Consider the following 16,254-nt stretch of genomic DNA (forward strand, 5'->3'; position numbering starts at 1 on the left):
TTTGACTTGAAGGTCAATAACCTTGCCATTTGTGAATGAACGTCGGGTGGTAAATGCCATTTGGCGAGCCTGGGAACCCTTTATAGCTTCCGCTGTCGGCGAAGCCAAAGCTGCCGCCAAAGGCCCGTCCCACGCATCGCAGTTGGCCGTCTGAGGTTTTTCCGCATGTTGAATAGTAGGATGTATAGACCGAGGTGTAATTTGTCGTCGCAGCGTCTACGAGCAAAGGAATCTGGAAGACGGTGTGGCTGCCGGCGAAGTGAGGGGATCCCAGACCCGAGCCTGTTGCGACACCCCAGCATTTGATTTGTCCACCGGTGACGCCGCAGGTGTGAGACGGGGAAGTCGAGATATCCGTATAGTCAGAAGCAGAATCAATGGCTGTGGGCGTGTACTTGTTCGCGGTGGTTCCATCACCCAGAAGGCCGTTAAAGTTGTTACCCCAGCATTTTAGTTTGTTGGTCGAACTGATGGCGCAAGAATGATAAGGCCCGACAGCCAATTTGATATAGGTCACTCCAGAGTCCACAACATCCGGCAAGTAAGACGAGCTCGTACCCGAAGCCTTGGCGATTTGTCCATGGCTATTGGAGCCCCAACACTTCAAAACGCCGGTTGTGGTGATGCCGCAAGCATGGTTTAAACCCAAATCAATTTCACTGTAGGAAACACCGGGGTCTACGACAGTGAATGAGGTTCGATTTGTGGTATCTCCCAAACCTAGTCGTCCGAAAGCGTTGTAACCAGAGCATCTCAGTTCGCCAGTTGTGGAGATTCCGCAGGTCGCATTTTCAAATGAAATGACCTTGCTGTATGTTGTCGAGCTGTCGGCAACTTTCGGAATGGTCGCAGATTGGCCGATGGCAGCAGCTTCACCCAGCTCTCCGACAGAGTTGACGCCCCAACACTTCATTTGACCTGTGCTGGTGACCGCACAGCCATCATAGTGACGTTTTCGCGATATGTAGCTGTAGTTTGTATTTGGATCCAGCATCACTGGAGCCGGACGTCGGGCATGGGTCTCGGAACCATCGCCGAAGGGACCGTAGGCGATGCTGATACTACCCCAGCAGAAAAGTTTATTGGAAGACAAGCCACAAGTTCCAGAGGCTGCATCGGTCATGTTTTCAGATCCAAACAGGGACAGGCTGGTGAAAGTCGAGTCCAAGACCGGGATCATTTTTTGCGAGAACATGTGATTGGCATTTCCAGAGCCGTAGGCATAAGCACTGTGCGGAGATGAATCACCAATCAGATTACCCCAGCATTTCAAAGCACCTGATTGTGTGATACCGCAGGCACGGGAGGCTGAGTTGCGAACGTCAATGTAATTCGTGCCGGCATCTGCAACGGTGGGCAAATAGCGGGCGACAAGGCCGGGGTCTGCTATCTGCATAAGCATGTTCGCACCCCAGCATTTCAGGGCATTGCTCATCGTGATAGCGCAGGTGAATCCACGCGCTGTGGATGTGGTGCTGTCGTCGTTGACCGTCACAAATTTATAAGTGTCGCCGCCGTAGACTGCGACTGGAAGATTGCGCGTGGTGACCCCATTATCACCAACTTGACCGTAGTTGTTGGTCCCCCAGCATTTCATGGAGTCAGTCATAGTGATCGCACACCCGTGTTTGGAACCAACTGCGACCATTTTGAATGACTCTGTCGCATCAATTGCGGTTGGCAGGTTGCGGTTCGTCGCAGAGCCGTCACCCAGTTGGTAATTCACGTTGTAACCCCAGCAGAACAGTTTGTCATCCGCACGAATCGCACAGGTTGAGCGAGATCCGGCCGCGACGTATTTGTAGGTGTTCGCGCTGTCAACGTCAGTCGGAGAGGTTCTTTCAGTCGAATCCCCCAGACCCAGCTGGCCGTAGTCGTTGCGACCCCAGCACTTCAATTTGTTGTCCGTGGTGATCGCGCAAGAGTGCAGATCTCCGGAGGTCACAGAAAGATAGGTTGTTCCCGTGTCAATGTGCAGCGGTGAGTTCTGTGTCCCGGAACTGGAGCCGCCACCAATTTGCCCGTCGTCGGTATTTCCCCAGCAGAAAAGTCTGTTATCCAAACTGATGGCGCACGAGTGGGACTCACCCGTAGCAATGCCTCTGAAGCCTGTGACGCCTGCGATGGTGATATTGACGGGGTTTGCCTGGAAGTCGGTGTTGGCACCGGTCACCTGGCGGTTCATGTTCATGCCCCAGCAGCGTAAAGAGGCATCTTCCATTATCGCACATTGATGGCCCCGGCCCATGGACAGACTGGAAGCTTTCAGGTTCTGCTCATCGTCGGCTATGAAATATTGCACCTGATAGTTTGCTCCAAGAACTCCGGAAGCTGAATCCGTGTGAGTGAAATGCAGGTTCATCAGTTTTTCACCCTCGGTCAGATTATTGTCCGGGAAGTTGACCGTAATGCTGGCTGTGGTGGTGTTCGCCGGGATCGTGATAAAACCAGATGTCATATTGTGATGATCCGGATTTGTCGCATCGCCAGAGATTTTATAATAGGCTGTCACATCATAGAACTTCGCCGGAGTCATGCTGACAGTGATCGTCTGATTTCCTATGCCTTCCTGTACGCGGTTCATCAGCGTGCTGGTAATGTTCAGGGTCGAGATGCTGTCCTTCGACCAACTGACCGACACCGCATCAGCCGGATTCTGGAACAAGTTTGTCTGATCTCCTCCCAGAACACACAGCGTGATCGGTCCATTGGGCTGGGCTGAAATATTGTCTGTGATAAGGTTGGTGGCCGCAAAGGCACTTGAATAAGTCGCTGTCGCACAGGTGCCCGAAGTGATGATGGCTTTTTTATACTGGCTGACCCGGAATCCCGAAACGGTCACATTCAAGCTGCTTGCGGTGGAGACTCCAACAGGATATCCGGTCAGAATCGGGGTTGGTGCCGGATAAGGAGTGTTGATCTCCCAAGTACTGGTGATATTCCCGATCGTCACGGTGGCGGTGTTGGTTTGCGCATTGGCGGATGGAGATGTCATGCGAAGTTGAATAACGTGGCCGGAGTTTACTGGGACGGATGTTCCCCAGTAGCTGCCGGTTGTCACATTGCGGATCAGGGCATCGGCGCCGCTGACAGTGGCTATGGCCGACTGGCTGATGGTTCCCAGAGTGACGTTGGAAGTTGTATAACGTGTGTTCAAAGCCGCGTTGTGGACCTTTGTGAACACCGGTGCTGTTGTCATGATCGGGCCCACAGTACCCCAATACGCGACCCATCCATCTCGGGTGGCACTGCCGTCTGAAGTGAATTTAAAGGTCAGCTTACCAGAGTTGGCCGTCTGGCTTGCTGGCAGATTTGTGCCCGAAGCGTTATTCAATAAAATAGTTCCAGCGGTGGTACCGTCATAGATGGTCACTTTATCCCAGGCCGCTTCGGTGTTAAAGCTCATGAAGGAAAGTGTGATCGGAGCTCCGGTGTTAATTTCAAACAGACAGTTTTCATTATTGTTATATAAACCGTTGGGGCCGCCAGAGTCATAAAGGAAGCCGGCGGTGGCTGTGGTGGCAGTGTTCACGCATAAAGTACTGAAGTTCTGAACATTGTAGCGGTCCCACTGATATTCGCTGGGATGCCACAGAGGTTGCCAGTTGCCGTTGGTGTGTTTTCCAAGCAGGCACAGTTTCAGACGTTCGTTGGCGAACGTGCTCAGGTCGGCAGTGACATGCGTGGCCACGTCAATCTCGGAGCTATAGTCTGCCGCCAGCAAGCAGTCCGTTGTGGCGGACGTCCCCAGTTTGTATTTATACGCCACCACGTTAGGTCCTCCCACAGTGACGTCTAGCGATGTCGCAGCCGAATTTGAGGCCGGTACATTGGAGGCATAGGCGATGACAAATGGATAACCCTCGACAACAAGATCTTTGCGGCCGGCCAAAGAGTTGGCAGAACCGATAGTTGGCAATGTCGTTGTGGCGTTGGCATTAAGGATGTCTTTGATGGAACTAGCATTGGTGATGGTTGTGGTCGAATAGTCCAGATCCGCAGCACTGTGTTCATAGGCCACTGTATAGCGGAAGGTCAGTTCGGTCGAGCCACTGCCACTGATGTAAGAGGCCGGGGCTGTAGAGCCGGAACCCACCCCCAAGGTCAGGCTTGGTGCGGGGCTGATCACTGTCACGGGTTTGGTAAAGACAACCTGAATGTCAATGTTGTCTCCAGGTTTATAGGTGCCATTGGCATTGCTGGAGGTAACATAGGACACGGAGGTCGGTGTGAGCGGTGTTGCCACAGTCCAGTAATAGCTGATATCTCCGGCTCGGACGTGTGCCATGCGGTATTGGTCCGCCGCATTTGGTGAGGTCATACGAACTTCAACGGTGTCTCCAGGCTGTACCAGCACGGAAGAACCATAGCTGGTGCTTGAGGTGACGTTGCGAATTTCTGCATCAAACCCCGACACAGAAAACACGGTTGCGGTGCTCAGTCCTAAAGCAGTGGCTGTTCTGGAATACACAGTGTTGACGTTGGCATTGGTGACCGCCGCTAAAGTTATTACCGGAGACAGAATTGGAATTCCACCCCACGCCAGAGTCACGCCCGATTTAACTACAGAGGCGTCACTTTTAAATTCGGCATATAACGTCCCCGAAGTGGAAGACACCGGAGTGTTATAAGCCGTGCCCGCAACGGGTCCCAGAATCACCGTACCTGCAGAGTCAGTCTCTCTCAGTCTTAGGAAGTCATAGTTAGTGCTATTTTCCATATCATAAGAAACCAGAGCTGATATGGCGGCTCCGGTATTGATAGAAAAATAGCAATTGGCAATTGTTTCGTTGTTCCCATAATCCGCCATCGGTCCGCCGGAATCATACAGGCGTCCCTTAGGGGCTGTTGTGGACTTCACAGTGTCACAAAGATTGAAGGCCGGTGTGTTCTCTGAATAATGCCATTGTGATTGTGTCGCGGTGAAAGCTTTTTGCCAGTTGCCGGAACTATCCTTCCCTAGTGCACAGATCTTAAATATCGAATAGCGTGGCTGCCCAGTCAGGTCGTCCGTGATTGGCGTGGCCGTCGGGCGTTCAGCAGAATAGCCGGTGTTGTTGGAACAATCCGTGGAATCGTAGAGCCCAAGTTTGTACTTATAGGCTACCACATCGGGACCGGTGACGGTGATGTTTAGGCTGTCGGACGGGTCCGCCCCCATGGGAACATTGCTTAGAATTGCTTTTGCCAAAGGACTTGAATAAGCATCGATGTTGATGTTCTTGGTTCCGGCCAAAGAGTTTGCAGATCCCGGGCTTGGCAAAGTCAGAGTGGCGTTGTTATTTAAAGCATCCCGAAGAGTCGCACCACTGAGAACCAAAGCGGAAGTGCTGATATAGTCCAAATCCGGATTTTGATCATTGGTCTGAACCTGATAGTCAAATACCAGCGACGATGTGCCCGAGCCTCCGCTATAGACGGCATCGCGGTCGGTAGAGCCTGTTTCCAATGTCAGTCGGGGAGTTCCCACCACGGTGACATTTTCATCGAAGTTCACGCGTATTTGAATTGTTTGTCCCGGACCATAGATGCCATCGGACGTGATCGCATCGACATTCAGGATAACCGGACCCTGAGTGTCCCGCACCCAGGTGGCTTGCGTGGCCGCTGTCGCCCAGTTGCCAGCAGCATCGCGACCAAAGACACACAGTTTGTAGCTGCCCTGGTTTGTCAGGGAGTCCGTGATCTTTGTTGCGACAGCAAGATCGCTTCCCGTGTAAGCGGCACTATTGGTGCAAGATTCAGAGCCCCCCGGAGGCACAATAAAGTAACGATAGTGACTGATATCGGTTCCGCTCACGGTGATATTCAATGTGCTGATTAAATTCGTTCCAGTCGGTGTGCCGGACAAAGTCGCGGCACCAGGGGCTTGAGCGTCCTTGGGATAAGTGGAATTTGCGGTGGCATTGTTGCCACTGGGACGGCTGAGAGACGCCACAAAAGTGTACGGAGTCCCGGAAGTGTCGGCAAGTGAGCTGAGATCCATCGTTGTGGTCCAGGTCGTGCCCGTGCAAAGAGCACTTCCAGTCACGCCTGGTTGACCGGTCACCGAAAGATTGACGGTTTGACCATTTTCAGAGCAGGCACCGGACAGGGCAAAGGCTGCTTGATTGTTGGAATTGATAAATGTTCCCGCAACCGGAGAAGTCAAAGACACCGTCGGGATCACAGAGTCATGAATGATAGAGTCAAAAGCACAGTCTGACTCATTGCCCGCGGTATCGCGAACCTTGAAGTAAACTGTGTTGGTGTCGTTGGCCGTGGGCAATGTCCAGGATTTGCTGGCGGCAAAGGTTTCCCAGGAACCCCCACTTAAACACATGGCTGCGTTAGTGACATACATCTGAACGCCGTCAGTGGTGGCGCTGGAAAGGGTCGCGCTAAGACTGTTGGTGTAGGGATCGTTGTTGTTGATGACAAAGCTATCCACTGTGGGAACAAGAGTGTCCTTGCTAAAGACTTTATTCACCTCCGGTGCCGCCGCACCATTGGTGCGAGTGTGGCTCAGGGTGAAGGTCAGAGCCCCCTGGGGTGAAGAGCTTAAATCCAGAGTTTTCGTCCAGGCGCCACCGGTGCAGGAGGCCGACGTCGCACTCTGTCCTGTCACGGAAATATTCACCGGGCGGCCTTCTTCCGAGCACGCTCCGGAAATCACAAACGCGGAAACATTGGCCAGATTGACATAACTGCCATCCACGGGGGATGCCAGGGACAGAGAAGGAACTGTGCTAATATGAGTGATGTCATCGCTATAGCAGGACGAGGTGTTTCCGGCGCCATCTTTATATTTTACATAGACGGTGTTTAAAGCATCCGCGGTCGGAAGCGTCCAGGACTTGCTGGTGGCAAAAGCCTCCCACGATCCCCCCGCACTGCAGCCCGGGGAGTTGGTGATATACATTTCATCCGCGTCGGTGCCTGTCAGTCCCAAAGTCACGGACAGATCATTTGTTGTGAGTGCGCCGGCATTGATACTTAACGAGCCCGTGGGTCCGTTGGTGTCTTTCAGGTAAGTGGGGGAAGTGGCTGTTTGGGAGTTCCCGGCGGCATCAGATAAAGAGGCCCCCAATTGAAAAGATCCCTGGGGCAGGGAAGTTAAATCCAAAATGGCGGAAAAGCTGCTGCCCGCGCAAGTGGTTGTTGCGCTGAAGGCTGCGGGACCGGAGAACGTGATAGAGCGTGCGTCCTCGGAGCAGGTTCCCGTCACGGTAAAGGTTGTGACATTGCCGGAATGGACCAGCGCTCCCGAGGCCGGCAGGGTGAAAGCCAGGGTGGGAGCGATATTGTCGTGCAGGATGTCGTCACTGAGGCAGGCTGTTTCGTTGTCGTGCGCATCTTTAAACTTCACATACACGGTGTTCGTGGCGTTGGGGCTGAGCAGGGTCCAAGGGGCCGCGGCATTGTAGGCAATCCAGGTGCCTGCGCTACAAGTGGCGTTGGCGCTTAAAAGCATCTCTGTAACATCGGACACTGTGCTGTTCACTGTAGCTGACAAAGAGTTTGTCACAGCAGTCCCGTTGTTCAGGGCCAGAGTTGAAACCACAGGTCCACTCACGTCACGGGTGAGCGTGGCACTTGCAGTGCGAGTGTTGCCCACAGGATCATCATGAGTGGCTGTGACAGAGACTGAAGTTCCCGTCAAAGAAGTTAGATCCAAAGTCTTGGTGAAAGTTCCACCGCTGCAAGAGGTGATGTCTTGTATTGGTCCGGCAGTCACGGTCACCGAACGGGTGTCTTCCGAGCAGGTGCCGGAAATAACATAGGCTGCCTGATTCACAGAGGTGATCACGGGCAGACTGTTCAGCGCGATCGTTGGCGGGATCACGTCCTTGGTGATGGCCAGGCGATACTCTTTGGCGTTTCCTCCTGAGGGGGTTACGCGCGCAATCAGGTCGCCGCTGAACAGGCTCGGTAGGGAACTCAGGTCCAGGGATTCGCTCCATTGGCGGTTTGAACACGTGAATGTTTTTATGTTCGTGCTGGTGCCTGCGGAAAACTCCACCGAGGATCCCAAAAGGCAGGTGCCTTTGAACGGAGCTGCGGTGACGTTATTTTCGTTGATCAGGGACTGTGACAGACTTTCTATGGAAAAGGAGCCGAGATACGTGATCGGATTAGAGCAGGGCGAAGAGCTCATACTGCCGTTGGCCAGCAGAATGAACACTTTAAAGGTGTATTCTGCGCCGTCTTCGGGTGTGAATGTCGGAAGGTGAGAGGTTTCGGCAGGACCCACATGGGCTACGGGCAAAATGGGCGTGGCACAGGAGTCTCCGCGGAAGTAGAGGACCTGCTGCTCTTTGATTTCCGCGTTGGCGGGGAGATTCCACTCGGCTTTCAGCTGCCCTTGTTGGGTCAGGGAGTCTCCGTCCCATTTTAGAGTCGTGGCCGTGGTGTGCTCTTCGGCCACCTGCAATTCCAAAGTACATCCCGCCAGAAGCAGCGTGATGGACAGTCGGGATAACTTAAGAACCCAGCCAGACAAATTTGGGGTGGTAAGGAACGTACCAAGCATGAATTTTTCATCGGCTTTTTACGAGGTTTGCAGTATAGTCAAGAATCGGTAAAATGTTCTGGAAACTCGTGGAAACACAAGGCTTTCTGGCTGCAATCCTTTGAATACCAGGGCTTTGCGGGCAAGATTATAAGTCTGTAATGACCGAGGTCGCCAGAAAAACAAGAGAATATCTCGTTTTTAAAGAGGCTCTCTCTAAGTCCTCAAAAAGCTTGATTTCCCGTCCCTTTCGACCTAAAACGGTGAGTCCGTAATTATGACTGGCTAAGGCAATGGTTAAGAGTCCTCCCTGTCGGGAAGAACGCCTTATCGGTAGAAGGTATGCACTATGAAAATGCGCACTCATTCTGGCGCTAAAAAACGCATGAAAGTTCTTTCAAGCGGCAAAATTAAGAAAAAAAGCACTCGCATGCGTCACTTGAACTCTCACATGAGCTCTAAGACGAAAAGACAACTAGGTAAGACATCATACGTTGAAGACGCGAACTTGCTACAAGCTCGTCGTTGCTTGGTATTCTAATCTAATTTTTAAAAATTGTCTTTTCTGTGCCCGGCTAAGTCCGTGGCGTAATGAGGTTTAAAATGGCTCGTGTAAAATCTGGTAAAACAAATCGTGCTCGTCACAAAAAAGTTCTTAAAAGAGCAAAAGGTTACTACAGCGCTGGTTCTCGCGCTTACATCCACGCAGTTGAGAAAAACGACCGTGGTATGGCGTTCGCTTACCGCGACCGTAAAGTTAACAAACGTAACTTCCGCACTTTGTGGAATCAACGTATCAATGCAGCAGCTCGTTTGAACGGGACTACATACTCTCGTTTGATCGGTGGCTTGATTAAAGCTGGCATCCAAGTTGACCGTAAAATCTTGGCTGACCTTGCAATCAACGACGCAGCAGCATTCACTGCGCTTTGCAAACACGCTTTGGCGTAATTGGCTTTCACTCCGGTTTTTCCGGAGTAAGTTAGCTTCTGTATAAGGGAGCCGCTGAATGGACGAGTCCAAAAACCAGTTTGAACAAAGAAAGCGCGATCACATCAGAATCGCGCTGGATCCAAGGTCTCAGACCGAAGGACAAAATGGATTGGACTCGATCACTTTAATTCACGAGGCTTTGCCTGATCTGAATTATAAAGAGGTCGAGATTTCGACCTCTTTTGTTTTTTCCGGGGATGCCATCCCACTTTCCTCTCCTATTTTTATTTCTTCCATGACCGCAGGCCATGAAAAGGGCCGCGAGATCAACGAGGCTTTGGCCCGTCTCAGTGATCGTCGTCAGATCCTTATGGGTGTTGGGTCACAACGTCGTGAGTTGGAAGATTCCAATGCAGCCGAAGAGTGGACTAAGGTGCGTAAGCAAGCGCCGAAGGCCCGTCTCTTGGGAAACATTGGAATCGCTCAACTGATTAAGTCTCCTATTGATAAAATCCGCCGCTTGATTGATTCCACAGAGGCGGTGGCCTTGTTTGTTCACTTGAATCCCCTGCAGGAAGTTTTGCAGCCCGAAGGAACCACAGAGTTCCGCAATGGTTTGCAGGCCATCGAAAATCTGGTGAAGCTTGCAGGTGTTCCGGTGATCGTGAAGGAAACGGGTTGTGGTTTTTCCGTACCGACGTTAAAGCGTCTGGAAAACACTGGTATCTATGCCGTGGATGTCAGTGGTAAAGGAGGAACTCACTGGGGTCGAGTGGAAGGTTACCGCTCCGAAGAATCCCAGATGCTTTACCAGGTGGCGCAGACTTTCGCAGACTGGGGCATTAGCACCACTCAAAGTTTGTTAAATGGCAAAGAAGCCCGGGTAGAGTATCAGCTCTGGGCATCGGGCGGCGTGAGAAATGGTTTGGAAATTGGTAAACTAATGGCGTTGGGTGCTTCTAAAGTCGGGGTTGCAAAACCTTTCCTGGAAGCGGCCCTTCAAGGCGATGAGGCTCTTGAAAATCTGCTGACCCGTTTAGAGACAGAGTTGAAAGTAACGATGTTCTGCACGGGCTGTCGCAATCTGAAAGACCTCCAAAGCAAGAAGGTGATTCAATGACAAAACAACTTCAGGATATCTTTAAAGGCTTTTCAAAACTTTCCCGCGAAGAGCGTCTGAAAGCACTTAAAGAAGTCGGTGCATTGAACGAGGCAGAGGCCGAATATCTGGCCAAGGGCGGTTTGAAAGACACGTCCCTGGGCGAGAAATTTATCGAAAATGTGATCGGCTATTTCCAGCTTCCACTGGGTGTTGTGACCAACATGCGCGTGGACGGCAAAGACTTTGTCGTGCCTATGGCGGTGGAGGAAACCTCCATCGTGGCCGCGTGCTCTAAAACAGCCAAGTGGATCCGTGAATCCGGCTCCATCACCACTGAGGTTGTGGGGAATGAGATCATAGGTCAGATTCAACTGGCGAAAATCCGCAACTTTGTCGATTTTGAAAAACAGATTCTGGCTCAAAAAAATTATCTGATTGAAGCTGCCAACCGTGAAGTGGCCTTCGGTTTGGTTCGTCGCGGGGGTGGAGTGCGTGACTTGCAAGTCCGCCGTGTGCCTCGGGGCGACGGCACCGATATGGCCGTGATTCACATTCTGATGGACCCGTGCGACGCCATGGGTGCGAACATAATCAATCAGGTGTGTGAATACCTGAAAGAGCCGATTGAACAATTCACCGGCGAAAAGGTCACGATGTGCATCCTTTCCAATCTGGTGGATTCAAAGATCACCCGTGCGGTGGTTCGCATTGACGATATCGAACCTGAATTGGCTGAAAAAATCGAAGAAGCTTCTTTGTTTGCCCAGCAGGATCCGTATCGTGCGGCCACCAACAACAAGGGCGTTTTGAACGGAATTGATCCGATCTTGATTGCAACAGGTAACGACTGGCGTGCGGTGGAGGCGGGGATTCATGCCTATGCCTGCCGCGATGGTCAGTACCGCTCCATCACTCGCTGGTACCGTGAAGGCAAAAGTCTGGTGGGTGTGTTTGAAGCGCCGCTGGTTGTGGGGACTGTGGGGGGTGTGACCACATTGCATCCGACGGCAATGCTTTCCATGAAGATGCTGGACACAAAATCTGCCAATGAATTGTCCCGTATTATTGCGGCGGTGGGTTTGGTGCAGAATCTTGGTGCTTTGAAAGCGCTGACCACGGTGGGAATCATCGAGGGTCATATGAAGCTTCATACTAAGAATCTGGCTTTGGGTGCCGGTGCGGAAGAAAAAGAAATTCCGATGGTGCAAAAAAAGCTGGAGGAAATTCTGGCGATTCGCAAGCGCATCTCCCTGAGCAATGCCATCGATGTTCTAAAAGAACTTCGCGCGGCTCAAAAAGCGCAGGCAACGACGACTCAACATCATTCTTAGGAGAAGGCCTTGTCTTTGGTCTTCTCGGTCCCTGGAAAAACTTTTCTGGCTGGTGAATACCTGGCCCTCGCTGGAGGGCCGACGCTGGTGTTTTTGTCCCAGCCATGTTTTGAAACGGAAGTTTCAAAGGGTACTGGGCGTTTGCAGGGGATCCATCCCGAGTCACCAGCTGGCTTGTTCGTTGCCAAACACCGTGAATATTTTAAAAATTTTGACATCCAGTTTCGCGATGCTTATGCCGGCAAAGGGGGCTTCGGTGCCTCCACGGCGCAGTTTCTTTCCGTGTATGCGATGTGGCTTCTGAAGGAAACTCATCAGCAGGATATAGAAAAGCATTTGGATTTTAAACCCCTGCTGGAAGAATACTACAAGGTTGCTTGGACCGGCCAAGGGCAACGCCCCAGTGGCGCCGATTTGGTGGGGCAATTAAAAGGGTTTTTGACGTTCTTTGAAAAACGCCAGGGGCTGATCTCAGTGAAGGGGTGGCCGTTTGCAGATTTGGAATTCCATTTGGTTCATACGGGCAACAAACTTGCTACGCATGAACACCTGCGCACGTTGCCAGCGTTCTCAACCCATGGCTTGGAATCTGCTTTTGCTCTGATTCGTGAAGCCTTTGAAAAACAAGAAAGTGATCTGTTTGTCGAAGGTATCAAGTCTTATGCATTCGAATTGCAACAATTGGGCTTCACGTGTGATCCGACCTTGCAATTGCTTGAGGAAATCCGCAGGATCCCAGGAGTTCGGGCCGCGAAAGGCTGTGGCGCCTTGGGGGCCGACGTGATCCTGGCGGTCATTGGGCGCGGGGAATCTCAAGAATTTAAAAACTACTGTGAAAGCAAGGGACTTTCCCTGCTTTCATCCTCTGATAAAATCTCTGAAGGACTTAAGAATCGGGGAAGCTTATGAAACAAGTGACTGTCTCTGCTCCATCCAATATCGCTTTGATCAAATACATGGGTAAGATCGAAGGTTCCGGCAATAAACCCACAAATGGGTCTTTGTCCTACACTTTGGAAAACCTGCGCACCTTTGTACGACTGACTGAAATCGAGGGTGGTTCTGATCAGTGGAAGCCTTTGGTGCGAGAAGACCTGCAGAAGATCGAACTATCTGAAAAAGGCCAGCAGCGTTTTATCAAGCACTTGCAAAACCTGAAAGAAAAGTGGGGCGTAAAGCAGAACTTCCTGATCGAGTCTGCCAATAACTTCCCCTCTGACTGTGGGCTGGCAAGTTCGGCTTCCAGCTTCGCGGCGCTGACGTTGGCTGCGGCAGAGATGTTCCAGCAGATCCATCCTCAACCCTGGGGCACGGATAAAAAATATCTTTCTGAGCTGTCCCGCCAGGGTTCGGGTTCTTCATGTCGTTCTTTATTCAGTCCATGGGCCTTGTGGCAGCATGAATATGCCGAACCTATGGGGTTGGAGTTCAAAGACCTGCACCACATGGTGGTGATCGTGGAAGACTCCAAAAAAGAAGTGTCCAGTTCTGAAGCGCACAAACTAGTGACCACCAGTCCAAGATTTGAAGGCCGTCCGGAACGAGCTGAAATGCGCCTGAAGGATCTTGCCAATGCCATGCGCTTCAATGACTGGCATTTGGCCCGTCAGATTGTCTGGGATGAGTTCATCGACATGCACCGCTTGTTTGAAACCAGCACACCGTCTTTCAGTTATATTACTGAGGGTTCGAAGAAAGTTTTGGATGACTGTCAGGCTTTCTGGAACAAGTGGCAGGATGGACCTCTGGTGACCATGGATGCGGGCGCGAATGTGCATCTTCTATTCCGTAACGATCAGAAAAAACAATTTGAACAGTACCGCGAACATTTCAAGAAGGACTTCAAGGTTTTGGCTTTTGAAGGTGTGAAAGACAATGTCCATTGATTTTACCTGCAAGTCCTATGGTAAGTGCATCCTGGTCGGGGAACATTCCGTTTTGCGAGGTTCTCCGGCGCTGGTTGTTCCCATTCAGTCCCGCAATCTGGATCTGAGTTATTCTAAAGGGGACAACCCATTGGAGCTTCGCCTGGTCGGAGATCATGGCAAAGAGTTGCAACTTCTGATCTGGGGAGTTCTGGAAAAAGCCTGCGAGTTAAAGAAGATCTCTCGATCTGATCTTAAGGGCATTCTTCTTCTGGAGTCTTCCATTCCTGTCGGGGCGGGTATGGGCGCTTCGGCGGCTTTGTGTGTGGCTTTGACCCGTTGGCTGGGATATCTGGGTTACGTTGACGAAGCGGACTACTATGAGTTTGCCCGAAATCTGGAAAATCTTTTTCATGGGGAATCCAGTGGAGTCGACATCGCCGTGGCATTGTCCGGTGAAGGCCTGCGCTTTGTGCGCGACGGTGCCAGGACTCCACTTGTGATGGCTTGGCGACCGCACTGGTATATTTCATACTCTGGCAAACGGGGTGTCACCGTGGATGCCGTGAACAAGGTCAAAGATTTGTTATTGAAAGATCCTGCGTACGGTGAAGCCATCGACATGCAAATGCGCCAGGCGGTCAGTGCGGCGGAAGCGGCCTTGAAAATGGATGCGGGCCAAGGTTTGCCGGCTTTGGCCGAGGCCATTAATTTGGCAGCAGGATGTTTTGAAAAATGGAATCTGAATGAAGGCGAACCCGCCAAACACATTCAATGGCTGAAAGACCAAGGCGCTCTGGCTGTAAAACCCACCGGCTCCGGCGGCGGAGGTTACGTCCTGTCTCTGTGGACCAAACCCGCCCCACCAAACCTCAACCTCATCCCTTGCTAGAAGACTCCTGGCAAAAGGTGCCTGGTTGTTTTTTCTGGCAATCCTGCGTTACTCTTCTTGGGTAGGGACTTTCAATGATTTCCCCGGAGGTTTTTGGTTATGAGTCGCAAGGAAGAAGAGTTGTCTTTTTTTCAGTTGCGACAAGATATCCGTCGTAGCGCAGATAAAAACCGTGTCGCAGTTTTGGAAAGATTTTTCAAAACGGGCAAAGGGGAGTACGGCGAAGGTGACGTCTTCGTCGGTCTGACTGTGCCTCAGTCCCGCGCGCTGGCCAAGAAATACTTCTCGGCGCTGAGTCTGCAAGATATAGAAAAATTGTTGAATTCCAAAATCCACGAAGAGCGGTTGATCTCGCTGCTGATGCTTCTGGCTCAGTTTCAAAAAGCAGATTCTGCTCAGCAAGGCCGCCTCTATCGATTCTATTTAAAGAACGCGAAAAAAGTGAATAACTGGGACTTGGTTGACACCTCGGCTCCGGGCATTGTGGGTGTTTATCTGCAAGATCGGCCAAGGCAAGTTTTGTACAAGCTTGCCAGATCCCAGAACATTTGGGAGCGGCGAATTGCCATCCTTAGCACGTTCCATTTTATCTATAAGAAGGAAAGCCAGGACACTCTGAAGTTGGCCCGGATTCTTTTGCATGACCCCGAAGATCTGATTCAAAAAGCAGTGGGGTGGATGCTTCGCGAGGTGGGGAAGAGAGTCTGTGAAAAGGATCTGACGGTGTTTTTAGATCAATACGCACAGGAGATGCCACGCACGATGCTTCGTTATTCCATCGAGCGTCTGAATCCTGCCCAGAAAAAGAAATATCTAAAGCGTAAATAAAAAAGTCGGGCACCAAGACCCGGCGATGCAGCCAATCTGCAGAAAGAACTGTGTTAGTTCTGAGCGCAGGAATAGCTGTAAAGAGCAATACTCGCTGCCACGGTGGCATTGAGTGATTCCACGCTCTGTGTGGCGACAGCAAGGCGTTGCAGCCCCTTCAGGCCGCTAAAGCCTGGGCCTTCTTCTCCGATAGCCAGACGCAGGTTCTTGGGCCATTTGAAGTTGGCGACATTTTCGCCCTTCATATCCAAGGCGTAAATCTGTTCATTCGCGGCGACGAACTCCGTGAATCTGCCGATTTTGTACAGAGGCAGTTTCAGCAGGGCCCCAGCAGAGGCTTTGATGGCTTTGGGATGATAAGGGTTGCACGATTCCTCAGTCAGAATCATTTTGCTTGCGCCAAAGGCCAGTGCGGAACGTGCCAGGGCCCCCAAATTGGAAGGATCGCCCAGCGGAGAAATCACCTCCAGCCCTTCGGGCCTGGCGCCTTCTTTCAGGGGAGTGATTTCTTTTGGCTCCAGGACCAGAAGATTAAAGTGAGTTCCAACGACGTCGATCTCATTAAAAAGAGCTTTCGGAAGTTTGAACACGGGGATGCGCTGACCTTTCAAGGAGGCTGCTGTCATCGTCAAAGACTTCAGATCTTCATTCACGATTTCGGCCTTCACGCGGAAACAGGGATTTTCCAAAAACTCGTGAATCAGTTTTTCTCCCATCAGGATGAATTCCTGATGTTTTTTGATTCCACGGGCCGAAGAAAGGTCGGCCCAGCGGCGGAAGTGATCGTTGGTTTTAGAGCTGATTTCGATCAT

Annotated in this window: 10 protein-coding genes; 8 read left to right on the forward strand and 2 right to left on the reverse strand. The window is 51.5% G+C overall.

Annotated elements, in window-relative coordinates:
* Positions 1-13: 13 nt before the first annotated feature.
* Positions 14-8,512 (reverse strand): RCC1 domain-containing protein, encoded by an 8,499-nt coding sequence (locus ACZ50P_RS07135; RefSeq protein WP_464134635.1) that lies wholly within the window; start codon positions 8,510-8,512, stop codon positions 14-16.
* Positions 8,513-8,840: 328 nt separating this feature from the next.
* Between ACZ50P_RS07135 and rpmI the strand changes: the two genes are divergently transcribed.
* From rpmI to ACZ50P_RS07175, 8 genes are all read left to right on the forward strand, one after another.
* The gene (gene rpmI / locus ACZ50P_RS07140; protein ID WP_142695939.1) at positions 8,841-9,032 is read left to right on the forward strand and encodes a 50S ribosomal protein L35; all 192 of its coding nucleotides are present in this window, start codon (positions 8,841-8,843) and stop codon (positions 9,030-9,032) included.
* 62 nt (positions 9,033-9,094) lie between these two features.
* Complete coding sequence (rplT, locus tag ACZ50P_RS07145; RefSeq protein ID WP_011164103.1) at positions 9,095-9,442, forward strand: 50S ribosomal protein L20; 348 nt, start codon at positions 9,095-9,097, stop codon at positions 9,440-9,442.
* Positions 9,443-9,500: 58 nt separating this feature from the next.
* Entirely contained in the window at positions 9,501-10,544 is a 1,044-nt protein-coding gene (fni, locus tag ACZ50P_RS07150; RefSeq protein WP_464134639.1) for a type 2 isopentenyl-diphosphate Delta-isomerase, read from the forward strand.
* Entirely contained in the window at positions 10,541-11,857 is a 1,317-nt protein-coding gene (locus ACZ50P_RS07155; RefSeq protein ID WP_464117213.1) for a hydroxymethylglutaryl-CoA reductase, degradative, read from the forward strand. Before fni ends, ACZ50P_RS07155 begins: the two co-directional genes overlap by 4 nt.
* Positions 11,858-11,866: 9 nt before the next feature.
* Entirely contained in the window at positions 11,867-12,766 is a 900-nt protein-coding gene (locus ACZ50P_RS07160) for a hypothetical protein (protein WP_464134641.1), read from the forward strand.
* Entirely contained in the window at positions 12,763-13,743 is a 981-nt protein-coding gene (gene mvaD, locus ACZ50P_RS07165) for a diphosphomevalonate decarboxylase (protein WP_464134643.1), read from the forward strand. The genes ACZ50P_RS07160 and mvaD overlap by 4 nt, the downstream gene beginning before the upstream one ends.
* Positions 13,733-14,614, forward strand: coding sequence for a mevalonate kinase family protein (locus ACZ50P_RS07170; protein WP_464134645.1), 882 nt, complete (start codon positions 13,733-13,735; stop codon positions 14,612-14,614). The genes mvaD and ACZ50P_RS07170 overlap by 11 nt, the downstream gene beginning before the upstream one ends.
* A 99-nt stretch (positions 14,615-14,713) precedes the next feature.
* Entirely contained in the window at positions 14,714-15,442 is a 729-nt protein-coding gene (locus ACZ50P_RS07175; protein WP_464134648.1) for a DNA alkylation repair protein, read from the forward strand.
* 53 nt (positions 15,443-15,495) lie between these two features.
* Here the strand turns inward: ACZ50P_RS07175 and ACZ50P_RS07180 are convergent, their stop codons facing one another.
* Positions 15,496-16,254 (reverse strand): TrmH family RNA methyltransferase, encoded by a 759-nt coding sequence (locus ACZ50P_RS07180; protein WP_464134650.1) that lies wholly within the window; start codon positions 16,252-16,254, stop codon positions 15,496-15,498.

Source organism: Bdellovibrio sp. CKG001, from assembly GCF_055397465.1.

Excerpts from the sequence above, each read along its gene's own strand:
- ACZ50P_RS07170 (WP_464134645.1), top strand. The coding sequence starts at position 13,733 with ATGTCCATTGATTTTACCTGCAAGTCCTATGGTAAGTGCATCCTGGTC.
- rpmI (WP_142695939.1), top strand. The coding sequence starts at position 8,841 with ATGAAAATGCGCACTCATTCTGGCGCTAAAAAACGCATGAAAGTTCTT.
- rplT (WP_011164103.1), top strand. The coding sequence starts at position 9,095 with ATGGCTCGTGTAAAATCTGGTAAAACAAATCGTGCTCGTCACAAAAAA.
- ACZ50P_RS07180 (WP_464134650.1), bottom strand. The coding sequence starts at position 16,254 with ATGATCGAAATCAGCTCTAAAACCAACGATCACTTCCGCCGCTGGGCC.
- mvaD (WP_464134643.1), top strand. The coding sequence starts at position 12,763 with ATGAAACAAGTGACTGTCTCTGCTCCATCCAATATCGCTTTGATCAAA.
- fni (WP_464134639.1), top strand. The coding sequence starts at position 9,501 with ATGGACGAGTCCAAAAACCAGTTTGAACAAAGAAAGCGCGATCACATC.
- ACZ50P_RS07155 (WP_464117213.1), top strand. The coding sequence starts at position 10,541 with ATGACAAAACAACTTCAGGATATCTTTAAAGGCTTTTCAAAACTTTCC.
- ACZ50P_RS07135 (WP_464134635.1), bottom strand. The coding sequence starts at position 8,512 with ATGCTTGGTACGTTCCTTACCACCCCAAATTTGTCTGGCTGGGTTCTT.
- ACZ50P_RS07175 (WP_464134648.1), top strand. The coding sequence starts at position 14,714 with ATGAGTCGCAAGGAAGAAGAGTTGTCTTTTTTTCAGTTGCGACAAGAT.